The sequence below is a fragment of the Providencia sp. PROV_01 genome (assembly GCF_053098325.1).
Window position 1 is genome coordinate 382,747 of the sequence record NZ_JBRFKD010000002.1, and the last position, 23,122, is coordinate 405,868.

20 protein-coding genes are annotated in these 23,122 nt (G+C 41.0%); 11 read left to right on the forward strand and 9 right to left on the reverse strand.

Annotated features, from left to right (window positions below):
- Positions 1-143 precede the first annotated feature (143 nt).
- The 3 genes from ACU696_RS02530 to ACU696_RS02540 all read left to right on the forward strand — a co-directional run bounded on the left by ACU696_RS02530 (position 144) and on the right by ACU696_RS02540 (position 1,998).
- Entirely contained in the window at positions 144-371 is a 228-nt protein-coding gene (locus tag ACU696_RS02530) for a helix-turn-helix transcriptional regulator (protein ID WP_001187968.1), read from the forward strand.
- Complete coding sequence (locus ACU696_RS02535) at positions 358-1,311, forward strand: replication protein RepA (RefSeq protein ID WP_001747906.1); 954 nt, start codon at positions 358-360, stop codon at positions 1,309-1,311. The genes ACU696_RS02530 and ACU696_RS02535 overlap by 14 nt, the downstream gene beginning before the upstream one ends.
- A 354-nt stretch (positions 1,312-1,665) precedes the next feature.
- Positions 1,666-1,998, forward strand: a complete 333-nt coding sequence (locus ACU696_RS02540) for a helix-turn-helix domain-containing protein (RefSeq protein ID WP_000178710.1) — start codon at positions 1,666-1,668, stop codon at positions 1,996-1,998.
- A 30-nt stretch (positions 1,999-2,028) separates the two neighbouring features.
- On the opposite strand, the gene ACU696_RS02545 is transcribed toward ACU696_RS02540, so the two are convergent.
- From ACU696_RS02545 to rpmH, 6 genes are all read right to left on the reverse strand, one after another.
- Positions 2,029-3,186 (reverse strand): site-specific integrase, encoded by a 1,158-nt coding sequence (locus ACU696_RS02545; RefSeq protein WP_000868608.1) that lies wholly within the window; start codon positions 3,184-3,186, stop codon positions 2,029-2,031.
- A 196-nt stretch (positions 3,187-3,382) separates the two neighbouring features.
- On the reverse strand, positions 3,383-4,747 hold the full coding sequence (gene mnmE / locus ACU696_RS02550; RefSeq protein ID WP_004906817.1) for a tRNA uridine-5-carboxymethylaminomethyl(34) synthesis GTPase MnmE: 1,365 nt from the start codon (positions 4,745-4,747) through the stop codon (positions 3,383-3,385).
- Between the two features lie 290 nt (positions 4,748-5,037).
- On the reverse strand, positions 5,038-6,687 hold the full coding sequence (gene yidC / locus ACU696_RS02555) for a membrane protein insertase YidC (RefSeq protein ID WP_115168229.1): 1,650 nt from the start codon (positions 6,685-6,687) through the stop codon (positions 5,038-5,040).
- Positions 6,688-6,689: 2 nt separating this feature from the next.
- The gene (yidD, locus tag ACU696_RS02560; protein ID WP_036959180.1) at positions 6,690-6,950 is read right to left on the reverse strand and encodes a membrane protein insertion efficiency factor YidD; all 261 of its coding nucleotides are present in this window, start codon (positions 6,948-6,950) and stop codon (positions 6,690-6,692) included.
- Positions 6,914-7,273: a ribonuclease P protein component gene (rnpA, locus tag ACU696_RS02565; protein WP_004906229.1), complete on the reverse strand. Its 360-nt coding sequence runs from the start codon at positions 7,271-7,273 to the stop codon at positions 6,914-6,916. The genes yidD and rnpA overlap by 37 nt, the downstream gene beginning before the upstream one ends.
- Positions 7,274-7,294: 21 nt before the next feature.
- Complete coding sequence (rpmH, locus tag ACU696_RS02570) at positions 7,295-7,438, reverse strand: 50S ribosomal protein L34 (RefSeq protein ID WP_004906236.1); 144 nt, start codon at positions 7,436-7,438, stop codon at positions 7,295-7,297.
- Between the two features lie 759 nt (positions 7,439-8,197).
- Between rpmH and dnaA the strand changes: the two genes are divergently transcribed.
- The 7 genes from dnaA (at position 8,198) to ACU696_RS02605 (ending at position 19,644) form a co-directional block, all read left to right on the forward strand.
- Positions 8,198-9,589 carry a chromosomal replication initiator protein DnaA gene (gene dnaA / locus ACU696_RS02575; protein WP_209102494.1) on the forward strand — a complete coding sequence of 464 codons (1,392 nt, stop codon included), beginning with the start codon at positions 8,198-8,200 and terminating at the stop codon, positions 9,587-9,589.
- Positions 9,590-9,594: 5 nt separating this feature from the next.
- A complete protein-coding gene (gene dnaN, locus ACU696_RS02580) occupies positions 9,595-10,695 on the forward strand; it encodes a DNA polymerase III subunit beta (RefSeq protein WP_004906806.1) in 1,101 nt (366 codons plus the stop codon).
- Between the two features lie 9 nt (positions 10,696-10,704).
- The gene (gene recF, locus ACU696_RS02585; RefSeq protein ID WP_198642105.1) at positions 10,705-11,799 is read left to right on the forward strand and encodes a DNA replication/repair protein RecF; all 1,095 of its coding nucleotides are present in this window, start codon (positions 10,705-10,707) and stop codon (positions 11,797-11,799) included.
- Positions 11,800-11,817: 18 nt separating this feature from the next.
- Positions 11,818-14,232 (forward strand): DNA topoisomerase (ATP-hydrolyzing) subunit B, encoded by a 2,415-nt coding sequence (gene gyrB / locus ACU696_RS02590; RefSeq protein ID WP_447343029.1) that lies wholly within the window; start codon positions 11,818-11,820, stop codon positions 14,230-14,232.
- Positions 14,233-14,531: 299 nt separating this feature from the next.
- Positions 14,532-17,429 carry an autotransporter domain-containing protein gene (locus ACU696_RS02595; RefSeq protein WP_447343030.1) on the forward strand — a complete coding sequence of 966 codons (2,898 nt, stop codon included), beginning with the start codon at positions 14,532-14,534 and terminating at the stop codon, positions 17,427-17,429.
- 209 nt (positions 17,430-17,638) lie between these two features.
- Positions 17,639-19,222, forward strand: a complete 1,584-nt coding sequence (locus tag ACU696_RS02600) for a phosphoethanolamine transferase (protein WP_209102479.1) — start codon at positions 17,639-17,641, stop codon at positions 19,220-19,222.
- 74 nt (positions 19,223-19,296) lie between these two features.
- Positions 19,297-19,644, forward strand: a complete 348-nt coding sequence (locus ACU696_RS02605; RefSeq protein WP_209102475.1) for a DUF1622 domain-containing protein — start codon at positions 19,297-19,299, stop codon at positions 19,642-19,644.
- Positions 19,645-19,714: 70 nt separating this feature from the next.
- Here ACU696_RS02605 and asd read toward each other — a convergent pair whose 3' ends face one another.
- The 3 genes from asd to ACU696_RS02620 all read right to left on the reverse strand — a co-directional run bounded on the left by asd (position 19,715) and on the right by ACU696_RS02620 (position 21,627).
- Positions 19,715-20,821, reverse strand: coding sequence for an aspartate-semialdehyde dehydrogenase (asd, locus tag ACU696_RS02610; protein WP_209102473.1), 1,107 nt, complete (start codon positions 20,819-20,821; stop codon positions 19,715-19,717).
- A 402-nt stretch (positions 20,822-21,223) separates the two neighbouring features.
- Positions 21,224-21,364, reverse strand: a complete 141-nt coding sequence (gene ykgO / locus ACU696_RS02615) for a type B 50S ribosomal protein L36 (RefSeq protein ID WP_004906789.1) — start codon at positions 21,362-21,364, stop codon at positions 21,224-21,226.
- A 2-nt stretch (positions 21,365-21,366) separates the two neighbouring features.
- A complete protein-coding gene (locus ACU696_RS02620; protein WP_209102471.1) occupies positions 21,367-21,627 on the reverse strand; it encodes a type B 50S ribosomal protein L31 in 261 nt (86 codons plus the stop codon).
- A gap of 227 nt (positions 21,628-21,854) precedes the next feature.
- Here ACU696_RS02620 and ACU696_RS02625 point away from each other — a divergent pair, with 227 nt between their 5' ends.
- Positions 21,855-23,051: an SGNH/GDSL hydrolase family protein gene (locus ACU696_RS02625; RefSeq protein WP_447343031.1), complete on the forward strand. Its 1,197-nt coding sequence runs from the start codon at positions 21,855-21,857 to the stop codon at positions 23,049-23,051.
- The last annotated feature ends 71 nt before the right edge of the window (positions 23,052-23,122 follow it).

Genomic DNA, 23,122 nt, shown 5'->3' on the forward strand with positions numbered 1-23,122 from the left:
CAATGAGAAACTTTCACATGTGAAAGTTTTTGTGTCGGAATAAATCGCCTAGGTGCCCAAATAGGGCACTTCCAGAGGCCATGTTTACGGGGGTTCACCCTCAAAATTTCTCCAGTAAATCAATGATGATGCTGGAGAAATTTATGCAGCAAACTTTAAATGAAAAAGATTACAGTCACCTGCAGATGATCTCTGTGTATGAGGTGACTGCCCTACTTAAAATCTCTGTGCCAACGCTTCAACGAATCCGCACAAACGACCCTTCATTTCCCAAACCATATAAAATCAGTGGCGATAAAACACTAAGATACAGGTTAGATCAGTTGGAGGCATGGCTTGATTCCCGCAGGGTAAGTAATGAAGCCATTTAGCCAACTACTTGCTCAGTATCAGGCGGATATTGAAGTAGAAAATAGTGATAAATCACAAGGCTTGAGTCGGGCTGAGTCTGAATTAATAGATGCCTCAGTAAGGATTAAATCAGATCCACCCTCGCCCAATGATTTCACTTTTATGCACTCAATCATGTGCCAAGTCGGTTTGCCTCGTTCAAGAGTAAATGGATCTGAGTTTGAGAGGCGTTGTGGTGCTGCTGGTCTATACATCCGAGCGGGTAAAATTTGGGATGGTAAGCAGTTTCTCCAACAGCCTGTTCCGTATGGTCCCATGCCAAGGCTTGTAATGGCATATCTGAATACTCAAGCGTTGCGTTCAAAATCACCCGAGATTGATGTCGGCAATAGCGCCAGTGCTTTCCTCAAACAACTGGGCAAGGAGTCATCAGGAGGAAAAAATGGGAGCTATACAAACTTCCGTAAACAGCTTTTGGCGTTATCTGCTTGTAGTATTACCCTTGGTTTTAGTACCGCTGATAAAGCGTTCACTTACGATGGTAAGCCCATCCAAAAATTTGAGGCTTGGATTGGTAACAGCGACAATCAAGGTGCTTTATGGCCTGGTGTTATTACATTTTCACACGAGTATTTTACTACGCTAAGCGAACATGCTGTACCGCTTGATTTAAGGGCTCTAAATCAGCTTAATAGCAGTGCTCTTGCGATGGATGTTTATGCCATGCTTTCGGATCGTTTACATCGAATTAGCGGTAGGCCTGTCGTATTGTACTGGCGTAATTTGCGCGAGCAGTTTGGTCAAGAATACACCGGAGACGACGCTGACAGGAACTTTAAAAAGGTATTCCTTCCTGCTCTAAAGAGAGTTCTTACTGTTTATCCGGATGCAAAAGTTAAGAAAGTGACAGGCGGAATTCTGATGATGTCCAGCCCCCCACCGATTCCATACCGTAATTGACTTAATAACCGGCCAATGTGCCGGTTTTTTTACGTTATTGCTTTGCCCATTTGTGGAAAACCCTGTTGGTTTTGGATTTTATCCACGCATAATCGCCCCCCCTTGCCACGCATAATTACCCCCCCTGACTACTGACGATCTGCGCATAATCACCCCCCCTTGCCACGCATAATTTCCCCCCCCCTAAACCTATAGGTATTGCCTTTAAAAAAATCCTATAAAGATACCTATAGTTGAACCATGTTCAGGTGTTAATAACTTTGTTCGCGCCCTAAAAGGGCAGATCCAGAGCCGAGGATCTGAAACCTGTGTTGGTAGACTAAACCAGTCGATTATTTATGGGTTTCAGTAGATATGACTATGCAAGAGACAGAGTTGCTTAATAGTGTTTTGAAAGAACTGGCTGAGATAAAAAACATGCTCGCTAGCTCGTCAGGAGCAGACAAAGTTAATTTGGAAAAGGTAATGCTGAACATTGATGACTGTGCTGAGCTGACAGGGTTGTCAAAAGGTCATTTATACAAGTTAACCAGTCAAAATGTTATTCCGTTTTACAAACCAAATGGTTGTCGGATTTATTTTAAGCGGGAAGAAGTGATCGATTGGCTACAGTCCAACCGGGTCAAGACAAACACAGAAATTTCAAAGGAAGTGAGTTCGAGAATAATCAGGGGCCAAAGAAATTAATTTTTTTGGCCCTATGTCTATTGTTCTGTTTTAAAGACTGTCGGCAAAAATATCAGGAAAGCTCCGCATTGCGTCCCTTCTTCTTTGATCTAAGATATCAGCATAAATCTCAGTTGTTTTCAGTTCACTGTGGCCCAGCAAGCGTGATAATGAATAAATATCTAAGCCCCGCGCAAGCTGGTTAACTGCAAACGAGTGGCGACCGGCATGGAAAGTTACATGCTTGGTTATTCCAGCAAGCATTGCCCAATGAAGTAGCGCTACGTTGGTATAGCTGCTGTATCGCAATGCTTTAAACACGCGTTCATCGTTATCCTTGCGCTCTCCCATCAACCTTACCGCTGAATCTGGTAAGTCGAGGTATTGAAGTGCCGTTCCTCTATTCTGGATTTTTTTCTGCTTAAAAATGATTCGAAAATGGCCTTGCTCAAATTCTTCCACTTCTGACCAAACTAGCTTCTGTATGTCAGACCAGCGCAGTCCTGTTGTGCAGCTAAACAGAAAGGCTCGTTTAAGCACGTCATAGCGACATTCAGCTTTTGCCATAGCTTTTATCTCTTCCAGAGTCAGATAAACCCTTTGGTTTGTTTCTGGTTTAACGCTTTTCACCGTCCGAACAGGGTTATCTCTGATAATCCCCTCTTGGTATGCCTGATTCAGGGCCGCCCTTATTTTATTGAAGTAACTGCTTACTGTATTTCTTGACAGCAGTTGATCAGATTTCGTCGTTGCACTTTTCAAAAGATAAGTTTTAAAACCCTCAAGAAAGGCTCTATCAATATCTTCGAATGTGAGTTCTGCTCGCCCATGGTAGCGTCTCAGATGATGTCCGGCTGAGACCCAAATTGAATAATTGGATTTACTGCCAGAAGCTTTGCTATCGGTAACTGAATCGTAATAATCGAAGAAACTGGCAGAGAGTTTAGTTCGATCCTCCAGCTTATGCTTTGATGTCTCGCTTTCAAGCAGTCTCTTAGATCGCACAGCTTCAGCGATCCTTAAAGCTTCTTTATTGTGCTCTCGCTCTGCTGGAGAGCGCGGTTTGTCATAGATGAAGATGTCTAGTGGCTCGTGTGAACGTTTCAGTTTACGTTGCCCGTCTTCAACGTTGGAACCGTAGTAATATACCAAGCGCAAAGAGCGTTTTCCTTCGCGGTCTGGCTGTCGCTTTTCGATAGATACTTTCATTGATGGTTTTCCCCGTGTTCCCCACGATTATATGGCTGGGGAACACACAGGGCAATATATGACCAAAAGAACACAGGAGAAGTAAAAAGAAAACTAAAAAACATCGTTAGATTTATTTTTTTTGTGTTCAAAATCAATATTTTAGTTTGTTTTCTTTTGGTGTCTTTTGACTTCTTTTTCTTTCAAGTCTATAACTTCACTTCCCGATACAAAAACTTGAGAAAATACGGCCTAATAAATCATCAGAAGTGAACTCGCCAGTGATTTCGCTGAGTTCTTGCTGAGCTAAACGTAATTCTTCCGCTAATAACTCACCGGAGCGAGCGTTCACTAACTGATCATAGCCCTGTTCTAGGTGAACGGCTGCCGCATTCAATGCTTGTAAATGGCGACTACGAGCAAGGAAACCACCCTCAGTATTGCTATTAAAGCCAATGGTTTCTTTTAGGTGATCGCGTAACAAATCAATGCCTTTTTCTTCGCGTGCAGACAAACGAATTAACGGATAACGAGTATTATCAATAAACTCAACTGGTTCGCCTGTCATATCGGCTTTGTTACGAATTACGGTGACCGGAAGTTCATCAGGTAAGCGCGCCATAAATTCAGGCCAAATTTCTTGTGGTTCCGTGGCATTAGTTGTAGTGCTATCAACCATAAACAGCACATGGTCCGCTTGTTCAATTTCTTTCCAAGCTCGTTCGATACCAATTCGCTCAACTTCATCACTGGCTTCGCGCAGACCAGCGGTATCAATGATATGCAATGGCATACCATCAATATGAATATGTTCACGTAATACATCACGCGTCGTTCCCGCAATATCCGTGACAATCGCAGCCTCACGCCCCGCCAATGCATTTAGCAAGCTCGATTTTCCTGCATTTGGGCGCCCTGCAATTACCACTTTCATTCCTTCACGCAATAAACTACCTTGGCGCGCTTGGGAGCGAACTTGTTCTAAATCTGCCACCACTTCGTTGAGTTTAGCTTCAATTTTACCGTCAGACAGGAAGTCAATTTCTTCATCTGGGAAATCGATAGCTGCTTCCACATAGATGCGCAAGTGAGTGAGTGCTTCCACCAATTGGTGAATATGAGAAGAAAATGCGCCCTGTAACGAATTCATCGCTGAACGCGCCGCTTGTTCAGAACTCGCGTCAATCAAATCGGCAATTGCTTCCGCTTGGGCTAAATCGAGCTTATCGTTTAAAAATGCTCGCTCAGAAAATTCACCAGGATTCGCAATGCGAATACCATCAATCGTTAGTATTCTTCTGAGCAATAAGTCAAGAATAACTGGCCCGCCGTGTCCTTGTAATTCAAGCACATCTTCACCCGTAAATGAATTTGGCCCAGGGAAGTAAAGCGCAATACCTTGGTCAAGAACAGAGCCATCCTCATCACGAAATGGCAGGTAATCCGCATAACGTGGTTTAGGGAGTTTTCCCAACACGATTTCGGCAATCTGCGCCGCTTTCGGGCCAGATACACGTAAAATACCGACACCACCACGACCGGGAGGTGTTGCCTGTGCGACGATAGTATCGTTGATTTGCATGATGTTTCTCTGTTTTGACTTAAAAACTATTTTTTGAAAAGAATAAAGGCGACCGTGTTTGGTCGCCTTCAAACAGCTGCCAAACATAATATATTTGGCAGCTGTTTTGTTGGTTTTGAAAGTAAATCAGGAAAATCAATTTATTGATTTTCGACTGATAACACAACGCGGGAAAAACCACGCTTTTATCCCGCGTTGCTAAAAACCTTAAGGCGACCTTATTTGGTCGCCTTAATACTACTATAGAATCCCACTTTGTGAAGCCATTCTCAGTTTACTGAGAAGCGAGACTATTTTTTCTCTTTTTTATCGCGACTGTGCAGACCACGTTTTTCCAGACCACGGTAAATCACTTGTTGCTGGATGATGGTGACTAAGTTACTCACGATATAATACAGAACCAGACCTGATGGGAACCACAGGAAGAAGATGGTGAACACGACTGGCATGTACGTCATAATCTTCTGCTGCATTGGGTCAGTCACAGCGGTTGGTGACATTTTCTGAATCACAAACATCGTCACACCCATCAATACTGGCAGAATGTAGTACGGGTCTTGTGCAGACAAGTCTTGAATCCAACCAAAGAATGGTGCGTGACGCAGTTCAACAGAACCCATCAACATATAGTAAAGTGCAAGGAAGATAGGCATTTGAATAAGCAGCGGTAAACAACCACCCAGTGGGTTTACTTTTTCTGCTTTATACATCGCCATCATTTCTTGGCTCATACGTTGTTTATCATCACCAATACGCTCACGCATTGCAGCCAGTTTAGGTTGCAGTAAACGCATTTTCGCCATCGAGGTGTACTGCGCTTTAGTCAGCGGGTACATAATACCACGAACGATAAAGGTGATAACGATGATGGCAATACCCCAGTTACCCACAAAACCGTGAATGAATTTCAGCAGTTTAAACAGTGGCTGAGAGATAAACCATAACCAACCATAATCAACGGTTAAGTCTAAATGTGGTGCAACTGCAGCCATTTCAGACTGAATTTCAGGACCAACCCATAACGTTGATGAATAAGTACCAGCGCCATTAGCTGCGATAGTCATTGGTTCACTCTTATAACCAATGATGGCAGATTTTTTATCAAGGTCAATGGTGTAGAAAGTACTCTTTTCAGCACTTGCCGGGATCCACGCCGTTGCAAAATACTGTTGCAACATGGCTACCCAGCCACCTTTGGTGGTTAAGTCGAGGTTTTTATCTTCGATGTCACCAAAGCTATATTTTTTATAGTTGTTTTCATCAGAAGAATACGCCGCACCACGATAGGTATGCAGAGCAAAATTGCTGCTGCCAGTGTCACGCTCTTTTGGTAACTCGATAGTTTGTTTTAACTGACCGAAGAAAGCGAGACTCAGTGGTTGAGCGGTTGGGTTTTGGATACTGTATTCAACTTCAACAGTATATTGGCCACGTTTAACAATGTACGTTTTCTGATACACAACGCCGTTGTTATCAGTAAATGTCATTGGTACGCGCAAGACGTCTTGGCCTTTCTCTAATGTGAAAATTGTAGAATCTGCGCTATACAGCGGACGCTCGCCATTATTATTTGCTGGGTTGTCTGGACCATGAAGACCAATCAAACCACTCTGTGCCTGGTAGACAAAGCCTGGATTAGTTTCCAGTAAACGGAAAGGGCTTTCCGAATGAAGGGTCGCAGGATAGGCTAACAGGTCAGCCTCATCGATATCACCACCACGAGTATTGATGCGAATATCCAGTACATCAGTTTTGACTGTGATGAGCTTACCTTGCCCACTGCCAGTTACGGCTTGAGCATCACTGCTTGGCATATCCGCTTGTTGCGAAGTTTGAACAGTTTTAACGTCCTGAGCAACTTTATCGCTCTCCCAGGCCTGCCAAACTAAGAACGACACGAACAACAAAGCGATGAGTAGAAGATTGCGTTGCGAATCCATCGTTATAATTCTCTATTATCATCAGTTTTTCTAGGTGGGACAGGATCATCTCCACCAGCGTGTAAAGGGTGGCATTTTAATACGCGTTTCGCCGTTAACCAACTCCCTTTTAGCATACCAAACCTGCGCAATGCCTCAATTCCGTAATTTGAACAAGTAGGATTGAAGCGACAACGAGGCCCTAACAACGGGCTAATTGCCAGTTGGTAGCCTCTGATCAGCATGATCAGGATTTTTGAGCCAAGCGACGGTGACGACGCCATAACTTATCCAATGCTTCCGTGATCTGTTGATTGTCGAGATTAGCGACCCCTTTCCTTACCAATACCACAAAGTCCATTGAAGGCAACTCATGTTGATGCAGACGAAAATATTCACGCGCTAACCGTTTAATACGATTTCGCTCATGAGCTCGTTTAACATTTTTTTTGGCGATGGTAAGACCGATGCGGGGATGCCCCAGCTCGTTTAGGCGACCAAGGATTGTTATCTCTGGGGAACTCGCCCTCTGCGGCTGCTTAAAGACATTATCGAAATGCCTGGGAGTTAACAAACGTAACTCCCGGGTAAAAGCGAGCGTAACCACTTGAATAGAGGGCTAGCTTTATTACTTAGATGAAACGGTCAGACGAGCGCGGCCTTTAGCACGACGGCGAGCCAGAACCTGACGACCATTTTTAGTGGCCATACGAGCACGGAAACCGTGTGAACGGTTGCGCTTCAGTACGGACGGTTGAAAAGTGCGTTTCATAACGATTTCTACCTAACTTTTAAATTTATTACTGATTCAGTAAACGCGTTGGCAACCAGTGGAAACTGATTTACACCTGTGCCTCTATCGCAACAATATAGAAAGAGGCAGGATTGTAATAAAACATAGGGGGTCACGTCAATGAAATGACGCAATCAAACCACTTTTATTTATAGCCTGGCTGACCGGTTTGCCGACATATGTTGTGACAGCCGACGAATGATTACATTCGCATACTGGCTGAAAACCTGTTTTTTGCCCCGCCCCACCTAACATTAACGTTAAAATAAAGCGATATGACCCAACAAGTTTACCTCAGTTTCGTGTAAAAATCACATCTGTACTGTACACAGGGAGGAAGATTATACGGACTCCGACCCAAAGCGCAAGGATCTTCAAGAGATCTAAAAATATTTTTTGATCATACAGAATATTTACTGTAAATCGTCTAAAGTTATCCCCAGCATGTGGAAAAATGACGATAAATTTAGGTAGCCCAGTCTATTTCTTCTTTATAAGAGGGGCCTTATCACATTTACCTGTGGATAAAAAGCATAAAAACTGTGTAAAAGAATGGAGATCTCTGACTAATTTTGCGGTATGATCGCTGGTCTATTTCTGATCCATCGATCGGCAATATGCAGTAAGTAAGCGTTAATCTAAAATATTTTTGGGTCATAGCACTAAGAATGAGCCCGAGAAACTCTTTGTTTACATCCGTACTTCTTGTTCCATTGACCTTGTTTAGGGGAGTCCAACGTGTCACTTTCGCTTTGGCAGCAATGTCTTGCCCGATTGCAGGATGAACTACCTGCCACAGAATTCAGTATGTGGATACGACCCCTTCAAGCTGAATTAAACGACAATACACTGGCACTTTATGCCCCAAATCGTTTCGTTCTCGACTGGGTTAGAGACAAGTACATCAATAATATCAATGAATTATTGAATGACTTTTGTGGAACTGACGCGCCTGCACTACACTTTGAGGTAGGCAACAAACCGGTTACAGTCGCACCGGCAGCAGCACAAGCACGTACAACTCAACAAGTACCTGCGTTTGCCGTTCCGTCAGCCCCAATTAAACCGAGTTGGGACAACTCAGCCAAAGTACAACCAGAAGTTGCTTATCGTTCTAATGTAAACCCTAAGCACACTTTTGATAACTTTGTTGAAGGTAAATCGAACCAATTGGCTCGCGCTGCTGCGAGGCAAGTGGCAGAAAATCCAGGTGGTGCCTACAACCCATTATTTCTTTATGGTGGGACAGGTTTAGGTAAAACCCACTTATTACATGCTGTCGGCAATAGTATTATGCAGCATAAAGCCAACGCTCGCGTGGTTTATATGCACTCTGAACGTTTTGTTCAAGATATGGTCAAAGCTCTACAGAACAACGCAATTGAAGAATTCAAACGTTATTACCGTTCTGTAGATGCGCTACTCATTGATGATATCCAGTTTTTTGCTAACAAAGAGCGCTCGCAAGAAGAATTTTTCCATACTTTTAATGCGCTACTAGAAGGCAATCAGCAAATTATTTTGACCTCTGACCGTTACCCAAAAGAGATTAACGGTGTGGAAGATCGCTTAAAATCGCGTTTTGGTTGGGGCCTAACTGTTGCAATCGAACCACCAGAGTTAGAAACTCGCGTGGCGATTTTAATGAAAAAAGCAGATGAAAATGAAATCCAACTTCCGGGTGAAGTGGCCTTTTTCATCGCCAAACGCCTTCGCTCGAACGTTCGTGAGTTAGAAGGGGCGTTAAATCGTGTGATTGCCAACGCAAACTTTACTGGCCGCGCGATTACTATCGATTTTGTCAGAGAAGCACTGCGTGACCTATTAGCACTACAAGAAAAGCTGGTAACTATTGATAATATTCAAAAAACAGTTGCTGAATATTATAAAATTAAGGTAGCAGATTTATTGTCTAAGCGCCGTTCCCGTTCTGTCGCGCGTCCGCGTCAGATGGCAATGGCACTGGCAAAAGAGCTGACTAACCATAGTTTACCTGAAATCGGGGATGCCTTTGGCGGCCGTGACCATACCACGGTGTTACATGCTTGCCGTAAAATTGAACAATTACGGGAAGAAAGCCATGACATCAAAGAAGATTTTTCTAATTTAATCAGAACATTATCATCTTAATTGCTATGAAATTTACAATAGAACGCGAGCAGTTATTAAAACCGTTACAACAGGTTAGTGGTCCTTTAGGTGGGCGTCCAACTCTGCCTATTTTAGGTAACCTTTTATTACAGGTAAAAGAAGGCACCCTCCAGCTCACAGGAACCGACCTTGAAATGGAGATGATGGCCAATGTTGCCCTAACAGGGGAGCACGAAATTGGCGCAACCACCGTGCCCGCACGCAAATTTTTTGATATCTGGCGTGGGCTACCTGAAGGTTCTGAAATTCATGTAGAGCTGAATGATGACAGACTGCTCGTCCGTTCTGGACGTAGCCGCTTTTCATTATCCACATTGCCAGCTGCTGACTTTCCAAACTTGGATGACTGGCAAAGCGAAGTGGAATTTTCTCTTCCGCAATCAATACTGAAACGTTTAATTGAAGCAACTCAATTTTCAATGGCGCACCAAGATGTCCGTTATTACCTTAACGGTATGCTATTTGAAACCGAAGACCAAATGCTCAGAACCGTTTCCACAGACGGTCACAGGCTTGCCGTGTGTGCGATGGATATTGGTCAATCGCTACCTTCTCATTCAGTGATAGTGCCTCGTAAAGGGGTCATTGAGTTAATGCGTTTGTTAGATGGTGGTGACACCCCTCTACAACTGCAAATCGGCAGTAATAATATTCGTGCTCACGTTGGGGATTTTATCTTTACCTCTAAATTGGTTGATGGTCGTTTCCCTGATTACCGCCGAGTACTACCGAAAAATCCAAACAAAACCTTAGAAGCACGCTGTGATTTACTCAAACAAGCCTTTTCTCGCGCTGCGATTTTATCGAATGAGAAATTCCGCGGTGTGCGTTTATATTTCAGTGAAAACCAACTGCGCATTACAGCTAATAACCCAGAGCAAGAAGAAGCTGAAGAAATTGTTGATGTTAGCTACCAAGGTACTGAGATGGAAATTGGCTTTAACGTCAGCTACATCTTAGATGTCTTAAATGCACTAAAAAGTGAAAATGTGCAACTTCTGTTAACCGATGCCGTTTCCAGTGTGCAGATTGAAGACGCTGACAGTAAAGCAGCGGTGTATGTTGTCATGCCAATGCGCTTGTAATCGGTATTTATGATCCTTTCGCGTTTATTGATCCGTGATTTTCGAAATATTGAAAACGCGGATCTCTCCCTTGCTAATGGGTTCAATTTTTTAATTGGCCCCAATGGGAGCGGTAAAACCAGCATATTGGAAGCCATATATACACTCGGTCATGGCCGTGCATTTCGCAGCATTCAAGCGAACCGGGTTATTCGTCATGAGCAAGAGCAATTCATTCTTCATGGTAAACTTAGCCATTTAGATGAACAGCGAAACGACCTTTCACTAGGTTTAAGCAAAAACCGTGATGGTGACAGTAAAGTTCGAATAGACGGTACTGATGGCCATAAAATTGCAGAGCTAGCAAAATTATTGCCAATGCAACTGATTACTCCTGAAGGATTTACTTTGCTAAATGGTGGTCCTAAATATCGACGTGCTTTTATTGATTGGGGTTGTTTTCACAATGACCCGCTGTTTTTTTCAGTATGGTCAGATTTAAAACGGTTATTAAAACAACGTAATGCCGCTTTACGGCAAGTTACTCGTTATGAGCAAATTCGTCATTGGGATAAACAACTGGCTCCGCTTTCTGAGCAAATAAGCCAATGGCGCCATGACTATATTGCAGGTATTGCCGAAAATATCGAGCAAACTTGCCAACAATTTTTACCCGAATTTTCACTCTCAGTATCCTTCCAACGCGGTTGGGATAAAGAAATTGATTATTCAGAACAATTAGAGCGCCAATTTGAGCGTGATAGAGCGCTAACCTATACCGCTTCAGGGCCACATAAAGCTGATTTGCGTATTCGAGCAAATGGAACACCTGTTGAAGATATGCTTTCACGGGGCCAATTGAAGCTACTTATGTGTGCATTAAGATTAGCGCAGGGTGAGTTTTTCACCCATCAGAGCGGGCAACAATGCCTGTATCTACTGGATGATTTTGCTTCTGAACTTGATGCTGGCCGTCGCCAATTACTGGCAGCCCGCCTCAAAGCTACACAAGCGCAAGTGTTTGTCAGTGCCATTACACCTGAGCAAGTTAATGATATGATAGATGCAAATAGCAAGATGTTTAGTGTAGAACATGGCAAAATAGAAGTTCAACCTCAGGAATAGAAAGAGCAGGAAACGTTGATGTCGAATACATATGACTCCTCAAGTATCAAGGTATTAAAAGGACTGGATGCGGTGCGTAAGCGCCCGGGCATGTATATCGGTGATACAGACGATGGAACAGGTCTTCATCACATGGTTTTCGAGGTTGTCGACAACGCTATCGACGAAGCCCTCGCAGGCTTTTGTGATGATATCGTGATCACTATCCATGCCGATAACTCTATCTCCGTACAGGATGATGGACGTGGTATCCCTACAGGTATCCACGAAGAAGAAGGTGTATCAGCCGCAGAGGTTATCATGACCGTTCTGCACGCAGGCGGAAAATTTGATGACAACTCCTATAAAGTCTCCGGTGGTTTACACGGTGTTGGGGTTTCCGTTGTTAACGCCTTATCTGAAAAATTAGAATTAGTTATCCGCCGTGATGGCAAAGTTCATGAGCAAATCTACAAACACGGTGAGCCTCAAGGGCCTCTGACTGTTGTCGGTGAAACTGACCAAACAGGAACACGCGTTCGTTTTTGGCCAAGCATGGACACCTTTAAAGGTGTGACTGAATTTGAATATGATGTCTTAGCAAAACGCTTACGTGAGTTATCGTTCCTAAACTCAGGTGTTTCTATTAAGCTCGTCGATAAACGCGATGGCAAAGAAGACCATTTCCATTATGAAGGCGGTATCAAAGCCTTTGTTGAGTATTTAAGTCGTAATAAAACCCCTATCCACCCTTCTGTCTTTTATTTTTCAACTGAAAAAGACGGTATTGGCGTTGAAGTTTCAATGCAGTGGAATGATGGGTTCCAAGAAAATGTATACTGCTTCACCAATAACATTCCTCAGCGTGATGGGGGTACTCACCTCGCTGGTTTCCGTGCAGCAATGACACGCACATTAAATAACTACATGGAAAAAGAAGGCTATCAGAAGAAAAGCAAAGTCAACGCAACCGGTGACGATGCACGTGAAGGCCTGATTGCCGTTATTTCAGTAAAAGTTCCCGACCCTAAATTCTCATCACAAACCAAAGAAAAATTGGTCTCTTCTGAAGTGAAAACTGCGGTTGAAACGATGATGAACGAGAAATTAGTTGAGTATTTACTGGAAAATCCAAACGATGCAAAAATCGTTGTGGGCAAAATTATTGATGCCGCACGCGCACGTGAAGCGGCGCGCAAAGCTCGCGAAATGACTCGTCGTAAAGGCGCATTAGATTTAGCTGGCTTGCCAGGTAAACTGGCTGACTGCCAAGAACGTGACCCTGCACTATCTGAACTGTACCTTGTGGAAGGGGACTCCGCGGGCGGCTCTGCAAAACAAGGCCGTAACCGTAAGAACCAAGCCATTTTGCCACTGAAAGGTAAAATTCTAAACGTAGAAAAAGCGCGTTTCGATAAAATGCTGTCTTCACAAGATGTAGCAACCCTGATTACGGCATTAGGCTGTGGTATTGGCCGTGATGAATACAATCCTGACAAACTGCGTTATCACAGCATCATTATAATGACGGATGCGGACGTCGATGGTTCGCACATTCGTACGTTACTGTTGACCTTCTTCTATCGCCAAATGCCTGAAATCGTTGAACGTGGTCATATCTTTATTGCTCAACCACCACTGTATAAAGTGAAACGTGGTAAACAAGAGCAGTACATTAAAGATGACGATGCGATGGACGATTACCTAATTTCTATCGCCCTTGATGGCGCAGAGCTGCATTTAAGTGCCGAAGCTCCAGCCATGAAAGGTGAAGAACTCGAAAAACTGGTTGTCGAATATAATGCCGCACACCGTATTATTCGTCGTCTTGAGCGCCTTTATCCTCAAGCCCTACTTAACAGCCTGGTTTATCAGTCAACCTTGACTGAAGATGATTTAAAAACCAGTGAAAAAGTAGATGAATGGGCTAAAACACTGGTTAAGCGCTTAGAAGATAACGAACAATTCGGTAGCACTTATAGCTATGCCATTAATGAAAACCGTGAACGTCAATTATTCGAGCCAACAATCCGTATTCGTACCCATGGTGTTGATACCGACTATAACCTCGATTTTGACTTTGTTCATGGCAGCGAATACCGCCGTATCACTCATTTAGGCGACTTAATCAGCGGCTTAATTGAAGAAGGTGCTTATATCAAGCGCGGTGAACGTCGCCAAGATATCAGTAACTTTGAAGAAGCTCTGGCTTGGTTAACACGTGAGTCTCGTCGTGGCCTATACGTACAACGTTATAAAGGTCTTGGTGAAATGAACCCAGAACAACTTTGGGAAACCACCATGAACCCAGAAACGCGCCGTATGATGCGTGTGACGGTGAAAGATGCGATTGCAACAGACTTACTATTCACCACATTAATGGGTGATGCTGTTGAGCCACGTCGTGCATTTATCGAAGAAAATGCCTTAAAAGCAGCGAATATTGATATCTAATTATTCAGCTAACTAAATAATATTTAATAACCCCATCCGAAAGTTTGGGGTTATTTTTTTGATTTTTTCTATAATTATTATCTTATTTTTATGATTTAATTAAACCAATAATAAAAAACAAAAAAAACGAAACTAATCAATACAAAACCACTTTACAAAGGAAAAAACAATTAAAAAAATAAAGCTTAACGCTCTAATTAATAAGATTTTTTTATTTTCAAAACTGTCATAAAAAATAAACATATTATAAATAAACTCCGCAAAATAAAATTTTTACCAATAGCATCGGCGGAATTATAATGAGAAAAACTTTTATTTCAGCATCAATGACTTTATTGCCATTCATATTCATGAATACTTTAACAGCAAAAACTAATATTTTAGAATTAGAGAAAAATATTATTGATACAAGAGGTGTATGGCTTGAAGACATTAAAAATAATATTATTAATAATACGCCTAAAGAAGGCAGCGAAGTTGCTGAGCAAGATAGGCTTATTAGTAACGAATACATCAATATCACTGGTGAGCGGGAAAGTTTAGCACTCGCAGATAAATCCCAAGACTCAGGTTATTTATTTAACAGTTATCAAACGATACTGTTTGGTAAACATGATATTAATCTAAGAGATCATAACCAATATAAAGCAATCAGCTTATTACATGATACAAGTACTCGTGCCTATGATGAAAAAAAACAACGTACTAGGTCAATTGATTTTATTCTAAAAGATCATTTTAAACGCGGTCGTCCTTATCAAGTATTGGATGAAGAAGGTCACTATATTGCAGGCTATTCACAAATACAGGGCTCATCTTACCCTAGTGGCCATACGTGGAATGGTTTTAAGCAAGCTGCGGTATTGGCGATGATTTTTCCTGAAAAAGGCAGTGAAACTTTCAATCGAGCTATTGAATATGGTGAAAGCCGTGTGATTGTTGGCGCACACTTTGCCACTGATACAATCGCTTCTCGTGTAGGTAATTATTATTTATTGTCACAACTCCTATCCGATGAGAAAAATACCAAATTCATTGTTGATTCGGCAAAAAATATTCGTAATGATATTTCATCATCATGTTCAAATAACATACTAAATTGCCTAACAGCTTCTACTCCTATAACCAATGACCACATGGGTTATTATGGAAAAAAAGAAATACAAAATATATCAATGATCGAGCCTAAAAATATACCTAAAACGGCAGGTTATTTACTTCGATTACGTTTCCCTTACTTGAATAATGCACAATGGGATCATATTTTAGCCAGTACCGCATATCCAACCCAATCAATTGCAGGTTGGAACATCAAAGAAAATGACTCGAACTCCTATTGGGGATTAATTAACTTACCTGCGGCTTATCAGGGTCCCTCTTATTTATATGAAAACTTTATCATTAATCAAGATGCTAATGACTTTGATATTGCCAATTTTGGAAAATTAGATGAATGGAAAAACAATATTCAAGGGACGGGAAAGTTAACGAAACAAGGCCAAGGGACATTAGTATTATCAGGTAATAATACCTTTGCAGGCTTCACGGTAAATCAAGGCCATTTAGTCTTAACCGGCGAAAATAAATATTCGCAAAAATCCGACATTAATGGCGGAATGGTTACCCTTAAAAAACACTTAGACTCCGCAGTTGATATCCAAAAAGGAACGTTAGTTCTAGATGATGGAAAAATCAGTGCTTCTGTTAATATTAACCACCACGGTTTACTTATGGGCAATGGAAGCATTCGACAATTAACCGCCAACCAAGGTGCAGTCGTTGCACCCGGCCACTCAATTGGCACAATTAACATTGTTGATTCAGTAACTTTTACTCCAGGCAGCCATTATGTGGTTGAAATCAATCCAGCAGGTCAAAACGATAAGGTCATCAGCCAAGGCTCTGCTTCATTAAAAGGCGGTACCGTCAGTGTCACTCTTGAAAATCAAAATAGTCCGCTCTCTAAGCAAGATATCAACCGCTTATTTAATACAGAATATACAATATTAAGTGCTCAAAAAGGGGTTGATGGCCAATTTGATGGCGTTGTGCCTAATTACCCGTTTATTGGAACGACACTAAATTACACTCCCAAAAAAGTCACTCTTAAAATAGGGCGTAATAACACGGCATTTTCTAGTGCAGCAGCAACGCAAAACCAAATCGCCGTGGCTAAAGCTATTGAAACGCTTCCTACGCACCATACGCTTTATGACCGCACATTGAAAAGCCAAACAAAACAACAAGCTCAAGTGATATTTCGTGATGTTACTGGGCAAATATACGCAGACATATTATCCAACCAAATAAATAATAGCCGTCAGATTAAAGAGACGCTACTTGAACAAGCTCGCTTGTCTGAATTATGGAGTAGCGAAAACAAAGGCAATGTATGGGCAAAAATGCTCTATGATTGGGATAAAACAACTGGCGATAACAATGCCACTGGGTATCAATCATCAAATTATGGTCTATTGCTTGGAGCAAATAAACGTTTTATTAACGACAAAATGACTTTCGGTATCGCCGCAGGCTTTAGCCAAAGTGACTTATCTGGCCATCTTGGCCACGGTAATAGTAATAACTACCATGCTGCCATTTATGGTAGCGCTTTATGGCAGCCGCTTGCGGTTCGTGCAGGGCTTAGTCACACTTCACACCTCATTCATACTGAACGTTCAATCAGTAATGGTACGAGTCACTCTGCAAGCTATTACACCAATACCCATCAGGCATTTATGGAGCTGGCCTATCCAATCAACTCAAATTGGATGAATATTGAGCCATTTACCAATCTCACTTATATCAGCGCGATGAACCATGCAATTAATGAGAATATTAGCAGCACATCACTGCAGGCGCGTAAGCAACGCATCAATACAACGCTTTCAACTGTTGGGCTACGTCTTGATAATCAATGGAAACTAGGTAAAACATCAAATATTGGTTTGCATGGTGAGCTTAACTGGCAATATCAATATGGGAATCTGAATAGAGGTATAAAACTGAATTTTTCCGATACCACGAGCTCATTTATGACACAAAGTGTTCCTACATCACGCCATGGAATGGCATTAAAAGTCGGTACCGATATCAATATAAAAGAAAATACTAAGCTATCAATTAATTATAATAAATTTTTATCAAAAAATTATAGTGATAACAATATTGATGCCAAAATTGCGGTAACTTTCTAAATCAATATGTCACCTCCCCTCGCAAGTTGTGAGGGGCAGGTCATGACTAAACATCACGAGATTTTACAGTTTTTTACGCCATTATTTTGATTACCTTACCTTTTTTTATGTTATAAACGAACAATGTCTTAAGTTAATTAGATGTTAACTTATTATTTTTAATTGCCTCTATAACCTCAGGTAAGGTCAAAAATACTTAAAATAACACTATGATACGCCAAATTATTATTTTAATTTATGCATTATTGATATCTATAACTCCTGTGTTTTTCAGTGGAGATGTTAGCAATATCGCGGATATTGCCATCGTAATTTCAGGAGCGCTGATAATACTGTTATGTGCAGGTATCTATCGTTTTTTGCTTGGCAAAATTTTCACGGTGTTTGTTTCACTCCTGTGGGCTCTCAATTTATCTGTTTCATTTTTCTTTTATCAAAAGCACGATATCCGCTTTTCTTCTTCGATTGCAGAAACTTTTATCAATACCAATAGCAGTGAAACGGTAGGAATGCTTTCCTATAACATTGGTTATGTTATATTTTATCTTTTTGTTTTTTCAGCTTATTTTACATGTATTCATCAATGCGCAAAATACATGAATCGCCGTATCACAGCGATAAGTATGGCGCTAATTTGTGGCTATCTATTAGCCATTCCAGCCTATTACGCATCATTATTTAATAAACCTGATAGCGCGTTATTGATCACGGAAAAATACTTCTTAAATACTCCCTTCTACAATGCCGCGGCTTTAGTCAAAAACTTATATGAAAACCGGGGGATAAAAAAAATATCATCACAGAAAGTTGCTTTTAATTACCAGAAAAAAACCTCTGATACTGAAATCTATGTACTTGTCATCGGTGAATCATTACGCCGTGACCATATGGGCTTTTATGGCTATCAATATGATACAACACCTAATTTAAATCAGCGGAAATCTCAGATATTGGCTTTTCAACAAGCGTATTCTCCAGCACCAGTGACTATATTGTCGGTTCCTATTTCACTGTCTAATATCCGCTTTGAGCAAATGCAGGATAAATCACACTATTCAGACAATATCATTTCATTAGCCAATCATGCGGGCTTTAAAACCTACTGGATCAGCAACCAAGGCAAAACCAATAAACGTACCAGTATCATTTCTGCTATTGCCTCTATGTCGCAAAAGAAAACTTGGAACGAATTTGTCGGCTATGACGAAGAGCTACAAGATGACTTCAAGAACGCTATCAATGACCCCACTGATAAGAAAAAACTCATTGTTTTACATACATATGGTAGCCATGAACCAGCCTGTAACCGCTTTCCTGAAACTGAGCTAAAAACATTTAGTGGCCAAGAAGATGACGATTGCTACGACAGTTCAATTGCTTATACCGATAAATTTATCGAAAACCTTATGCAGCAACTCGAAGGTAAACCTGCAACGTTGATGTACTATTCAGATCACGCATTGCAACGCTTAGACAGTGATAACAATATTCACTACCATCATGGTGTTAACAACCCAAGAAAAGAAGCCTATGAAATCCCCTTGCTGATTTGGTACAGCCAAAGTGCGAGTAAACCAAGTATCAACCCAGAAAATTTGCAGTCCCCCTATTCTACAGCGAATAATTATTGGCTAATCAGTGATTGGCTTAATATACAACAAGGCGCAGAGCAAGCTTGCTTATCGCCTTTACGTAAATGTTATCAACCCAACAAAAATATTCAGGTAATCGATGGAAATCGAAATATTTTATCCATTAGTCAATTACCTTCTGAGACGATAGATCCACAATAAAACTCGATATTTTGCCAATATTTGCTCATAGTTAACAAATATGAATCCAGCTTACTTATCGAGTCGAGGTCTTAATGTTCGATTTAGTTTTTTTACGTGAATTACTGGTGTCTAGTGTTCACGTACTCCAGTTACTTTTAGAAGCTATTTCAGTCATCTGCGTGGTGATTGGGTTAGTAAAGACCCTGATAGTCTGGATACGCACCCAGAAATCACGTAAGGCTCGTTATTGTTTTGGTGATTGGTTAGCAACTGCATTAGAGTTCCAGCTCGCTGCTGATATTTTAGCAACGACCGTCGACCCAGATTTAGATAGCCTTATCAAATTAGGTATCATTGCCGTGATCCGTACCTTCTTAAACTACTTCTTAGCAAAAGAGTTAGAACATCAGCCTCCGCAGAATGAACCCGCTCGTCATTAATTTAGGCACAAAAAAACCTGCACATTTTAGTGTGCAGGTTAATATAAAATTACTGATTACAGTTCAGAAACTATAGCAAAATACGTAACATACGACGAAGCGGCTCAGCGGCGCCCCACAGTAATTGGTCACCAACCGTAAAGGCAGATAGGTATTCAGGGCCCATATTCAGTTTACGTAATCGACCAACAGGGGTGCTAAGCGTACCAGTTACTGCCGCAGGTGTTAACTCACGCATGGTGATTTCACGGTCATTAGGAACCACTTTCACCCAATCATTATGCGAGGCAAGTAATTGCTCAACTTCATTCAACGGAACATCTTTTTTCAGCTTCAATGTGAAAGCTTGGCTATGGCAACGCAACGCACCAATACGTACACATAAACCATCAACAGGAATAATATGACTTCCTGTCGCAAGAATTTTGTTAGTTTCTGCTTGGCCTTTCCACTCTTCGCGGCTTTGTCCGTTTTCTAATGCTTTATCAATCCATGGGATCAGGCTACCTGCTAATGGTACGCCGAATGCATCCGTTGGCATTGTGCCACTACGAGTGAAGTCTGTGACTTTTTTCTCGATATCTAAAATAGCTGAGGCCGGGTCTTGGAGTTCTTTAGCAACTTGTGTGTGTAAAGACCCCATTTGTACCAGAAGCTCACGCATATTACGTGCCCCAGCCCCTGATGCCGCTTGATACGTTGCCACAGATGCCCATTCCACTAAATTATTAGTGAACAGCCCACCTAAAGACATCAGCATCAAACTTACCGTACAATTCCCACCGACAAAGGTCTTAATGCCTTTATTTAAGCCGTCTTGGATATGTTGGTTGTTCACGGGATCAAGAATAATAATCGCATCATCTTTCATACGTAATGAAGACGCAGCATCAATCCAATAGCCATTCCAACCTGATTCACGAAGTTTAGGATAAACTTCGTTGGTGTAATCGCCGCCTTGGCAACTAATAATGATATCCAATGCTTTTAGCGTATCAATATCAAAAGCATCCTGTAAAACACCACGATGACCACCGTAGACAGGGGCTTCTTCACCCTGTTGTGAGGTGGTAAAGAAAACAGGATGAATCGCATCAAAATCACGTTCTTCTACCATTCTCTGCATCAATACTGAGCCGACCATTCCTCGCCAGCCAACAAACCCGACATTTTTCATTTTTACTCACCCTGTTCGTTTAAATTTTCACCAAAAAATTTCCAGTTCCGACTCTACAACATGGGTACTGTCATTTTTATCATTCACCCAAATTGAAACTAGAAATTTTTCGGATGTATCTTGCGTTATATCATTCGAGTTGCAGGTAAGCGACAAGTGATTCGTCAGTCTGAGCGTAGTCAACACCCATGCAACTTGAAGGATGATAAGTATAAACTTGACAAAATATGTACCAGTGCGCAAGTGAATTTCATCACTAATAATAAGAAGATTAGTAATCATGCTAATAATCGAAGAAATCAGTGGATAAAATACAAATAAAAAAAAGCCATCGCACAGAGCAATAACTACGATGGCTAAAAATGAAAAATACAGGAAAATTGCTATAGGTGAATAAAAATACTAACGTTTTTTCTTACAGCCTTGCACCGCTTTAAAGCGCGGGTTTGTTTTGCATATCACATACACTCGGCCACGGCGGCGAACAACTTGGCAATCTGGATGACGGGTTTTTGCCGTTTTTAATGAACTCAGTACTTTCATCTTTATTTACCCTCTGACTGTAAAAAACGACCAAAACGCTTCTGGAACTGTGCCGTTTTACCTTCCTGAGAAATCATTTTCTGTTTACCGGTATAAAACGGATGTGACTGAGAAGAAACATCAAGAGTGACATATGGAAATATTTCACCTTCATATTCAATTGTTTTTTGAGTCTTTATTGTTGATCCTACTTTGAAATAGGCATCAGCACTTGTGTCATGGAAAACCACGGTACGGTATTGTGGATGGATCCCCTGTTTCATAATAACCACCTAAATGTAATGTTATAATATAACAATACATTCTTTTAAAAAGTGATGCAATAACTTTGTCGACAACAATAACAATTAGCGCACAATTCTTTGTTTTATATGCATTACTTTCTTAATTATTAGCCCTATCACTATAGAGAAATAGTCTTTATTTGATACCGAGTTTGTCTGTTGATTGATAGTTTTATCGAGAAGCATCCCAATCAATAAGGACTCCTATGAAATCGATAGCCAATAGTGCTCCGTGTGCAGTTACACACATACCTAATTCAGCTGCATCCTATGACACTAATCTAGTCTTGGGAAAAATAGCATCGATCAAAAATCACTCACCGCAGAGAACTCCCAATAATATCGGTAGCAACATTTCTGTACTACCTAATAAAGGTAGAGCTAAAGGAGCGCCTTCATTTCATATAATGACAAAAACCCCCGTCGACGATGTAGATGGCTCACTTTGGGGCAAATATACAGAAAAAAGAATTCCTGGAAAGTCATTTCAATTAGCTATAGCCTATTCAAATAAATTTAATATAGGGAAAAAAGAACCGATAACCTATTTTGATAGCATCACGGTTATTGGTGACAGCTTATCTGACTCTGAAGGAAGGATGTATAAAAAATCGGGTGGATTACTCACTAATGCTAACCAATACCATGATGGACGATTCACGAATGGTTTCACATGGCCTGAATTTCTCACCATACCAAATATGATGCTAAGCCATTCCAGTAAAGGTAAAGTCACACTCACGAATAAGTCGGAAGGTGGTTCAACTTGTGCACCTTATTTTAAGTCCACACTTCACCTTCAATTTGCCATACTTTCAAATATCGAAAAACAAACAAGACACCTTAAGTTTGATGACAAAAGTTTAAGTATTATTTTTCTTGGTGCCAATGACTATATGACCTATTCGAAGGAAAATGTCGATGTCGTTATCTCTAGTCAAGAAAAAACAATCAAAAAAATGATCAAAAATGGCGCGAAAAATATTCTAGTAATGGGGATTCCTGATCTATCCCAAACCCCTGCAATAAAAACCAGCTCACCGAAAAAACAACGAAAAATACAAAATCTCAGCATAGAGCATAATAATAAGCTTCAGACCCTAGTTAATCTCTTAAAATTAAACAAAAACATTAACATTAATTACTTCAATGTTAATAATGTCATGAAAAATATAACTAATGTCGTTGGCGACATAAATAAAAACTCGCCGGGAGCATATAATATAGAAAAAGCTTTTACTAATGGTTATATTCGCCGTGATAATACCGCGCCATTAGAAATTGATCCCCATTATGTTTTTATCGATGATGTTCATCCTACTCAGGAAGTCCATAACATTATTGCGATGGAATTGCATGATTTTATCTTAAAAAAGTACAACCCACTAAACAACAAAAAATAATGCTTTATTTATCAATCAAGGCTAGTAGGTATCTGCTAACTTTGATTGATAATGCGAGATAAAAGCATGAT

Excerpts from the sequence above, each read along its gene's own strand:
- dnaN (WP_004906806.1), top strand. The coding sequence starts at position 9,595 with ATGAAATTTACAATAGAACGCGAGCAGTTATTAAAACCGTTACAACAG.
- yidD (WP_036959180.1), bottom strand. The coding sequence starts at position 6,950 with ATGGCGTCGTCACCGTCGCTTGGCTCAAAAATCCTGATCATGCTGATC.
- rpmH (WP_004906236.1), bottom strand. The coding sequence starts at position 7,438 with ATGAAACGCACTTTTCAACCGTCCGTACTGAAGCGCAACCGTTCACAC.
- yidC (WP_115168229.1), bottom strand. The coding sequence starts at position 6,687 with ATGGATTCGCAACGCAATCTTCTACTCATCGCTTTGTTGTTCGTGTCG.
- ACU696_RS02540 (WP_000178710.1), top strand. The coding sequence starts at position 1,666 with ATGACTATGCAAGAGACAGAGTTGCTTAATAGTGTTTTGAAAGAACTG.
- ykgO (WP_004906789.1), bottom strand. The coding sequence starts at position 21,364 with ATGAAAGTACTGAGTTCATTAAAAACGGCAAAAACCCGTCATCCAGAT.
- gyrB (WP_447343029.1), top strand. The coding sequence starts at position 11,818 with ATGTCGAATACATATGACTCCTCAAGTATCAAGGTATTAAAAGGACTG.
- mnmE (WP_004906817.1), bottom strand. The coding sequence starts at position 4,747 with ATGCAAATCAACGATACTATCGTCGCACAGGCAACACCTCCCGGTCGT.
- asd (WP_209102473.1), bottom strand. The coding sequence starts at position 20,821 with ATGAAAAATGTCGGGTTTGTTGGCTGGCGAGGAATGGTCGGCTCAGTA.
- ACU696_RS02600 (WP_209102479.1), top strand. The coding sequence starts at position 17,639 with ATGATACGCCAAATTATTATTTTAATTTATGCATTATTGATATCTATA.
- ACU696_RS02530 (WP_001187968.1), top strand. The coding sequence starts at position 144 with ATGCAGCAAACTTTAAATGAAAAAGATTACAGTCACCTGCAGATGATC.
- ACU696_RS02625 (WP_447343031.1), top strand. The coding sequence starts at position 21,855 with ATGAAATCGATAGCCAATAGTGCTCCGTGTGCAGTTACACACATACCT.
- ACU696_RS02545 (WP_000868608.1), bottom strand. The coding sequence starts at position 3,186 with ATGAAAGTATCTATCGAAAAGCGACAGCCAGACCGCGAAGGAAAACGC.
- recF (WP_198642105.1), top strand. The coding sequence starts at position 10,705 with ATGATCCTTTCGCGTTTATTGATCCGTGATTTTCGAAATATTGAAAAC.
- ACU696_RS02620 (WP_209102471.1), bottom strand. The coding sequence starts at position 21,627 with ATGAAACAGGGGATCCATCCACAATACCGTACCGTGGTTTTCCATGAC.
- ACU696_RS02595 (WP_447343030.1), top strand. The coding sequence starts at position 14,532 with ATGAGAAAAACTTTTATTTCAGCATCAATGACTTTATTGCCATTCATA.
- ACU696_RS02605 (WP_209102475.1), top strand. The coding sequence starts at position 19,297 with ATGTTCGATTTAGTTTTTTTACGTGAATTACTGGTGTCTAGTGTTCAC.
- ACU696_RS02535 (WP_001747906.1), top strand. The coding sequence starts at position 358 with ATGAAGCCATTTAGCCAACTACTTGCTCAGTATCAGGCGGATATTGAA.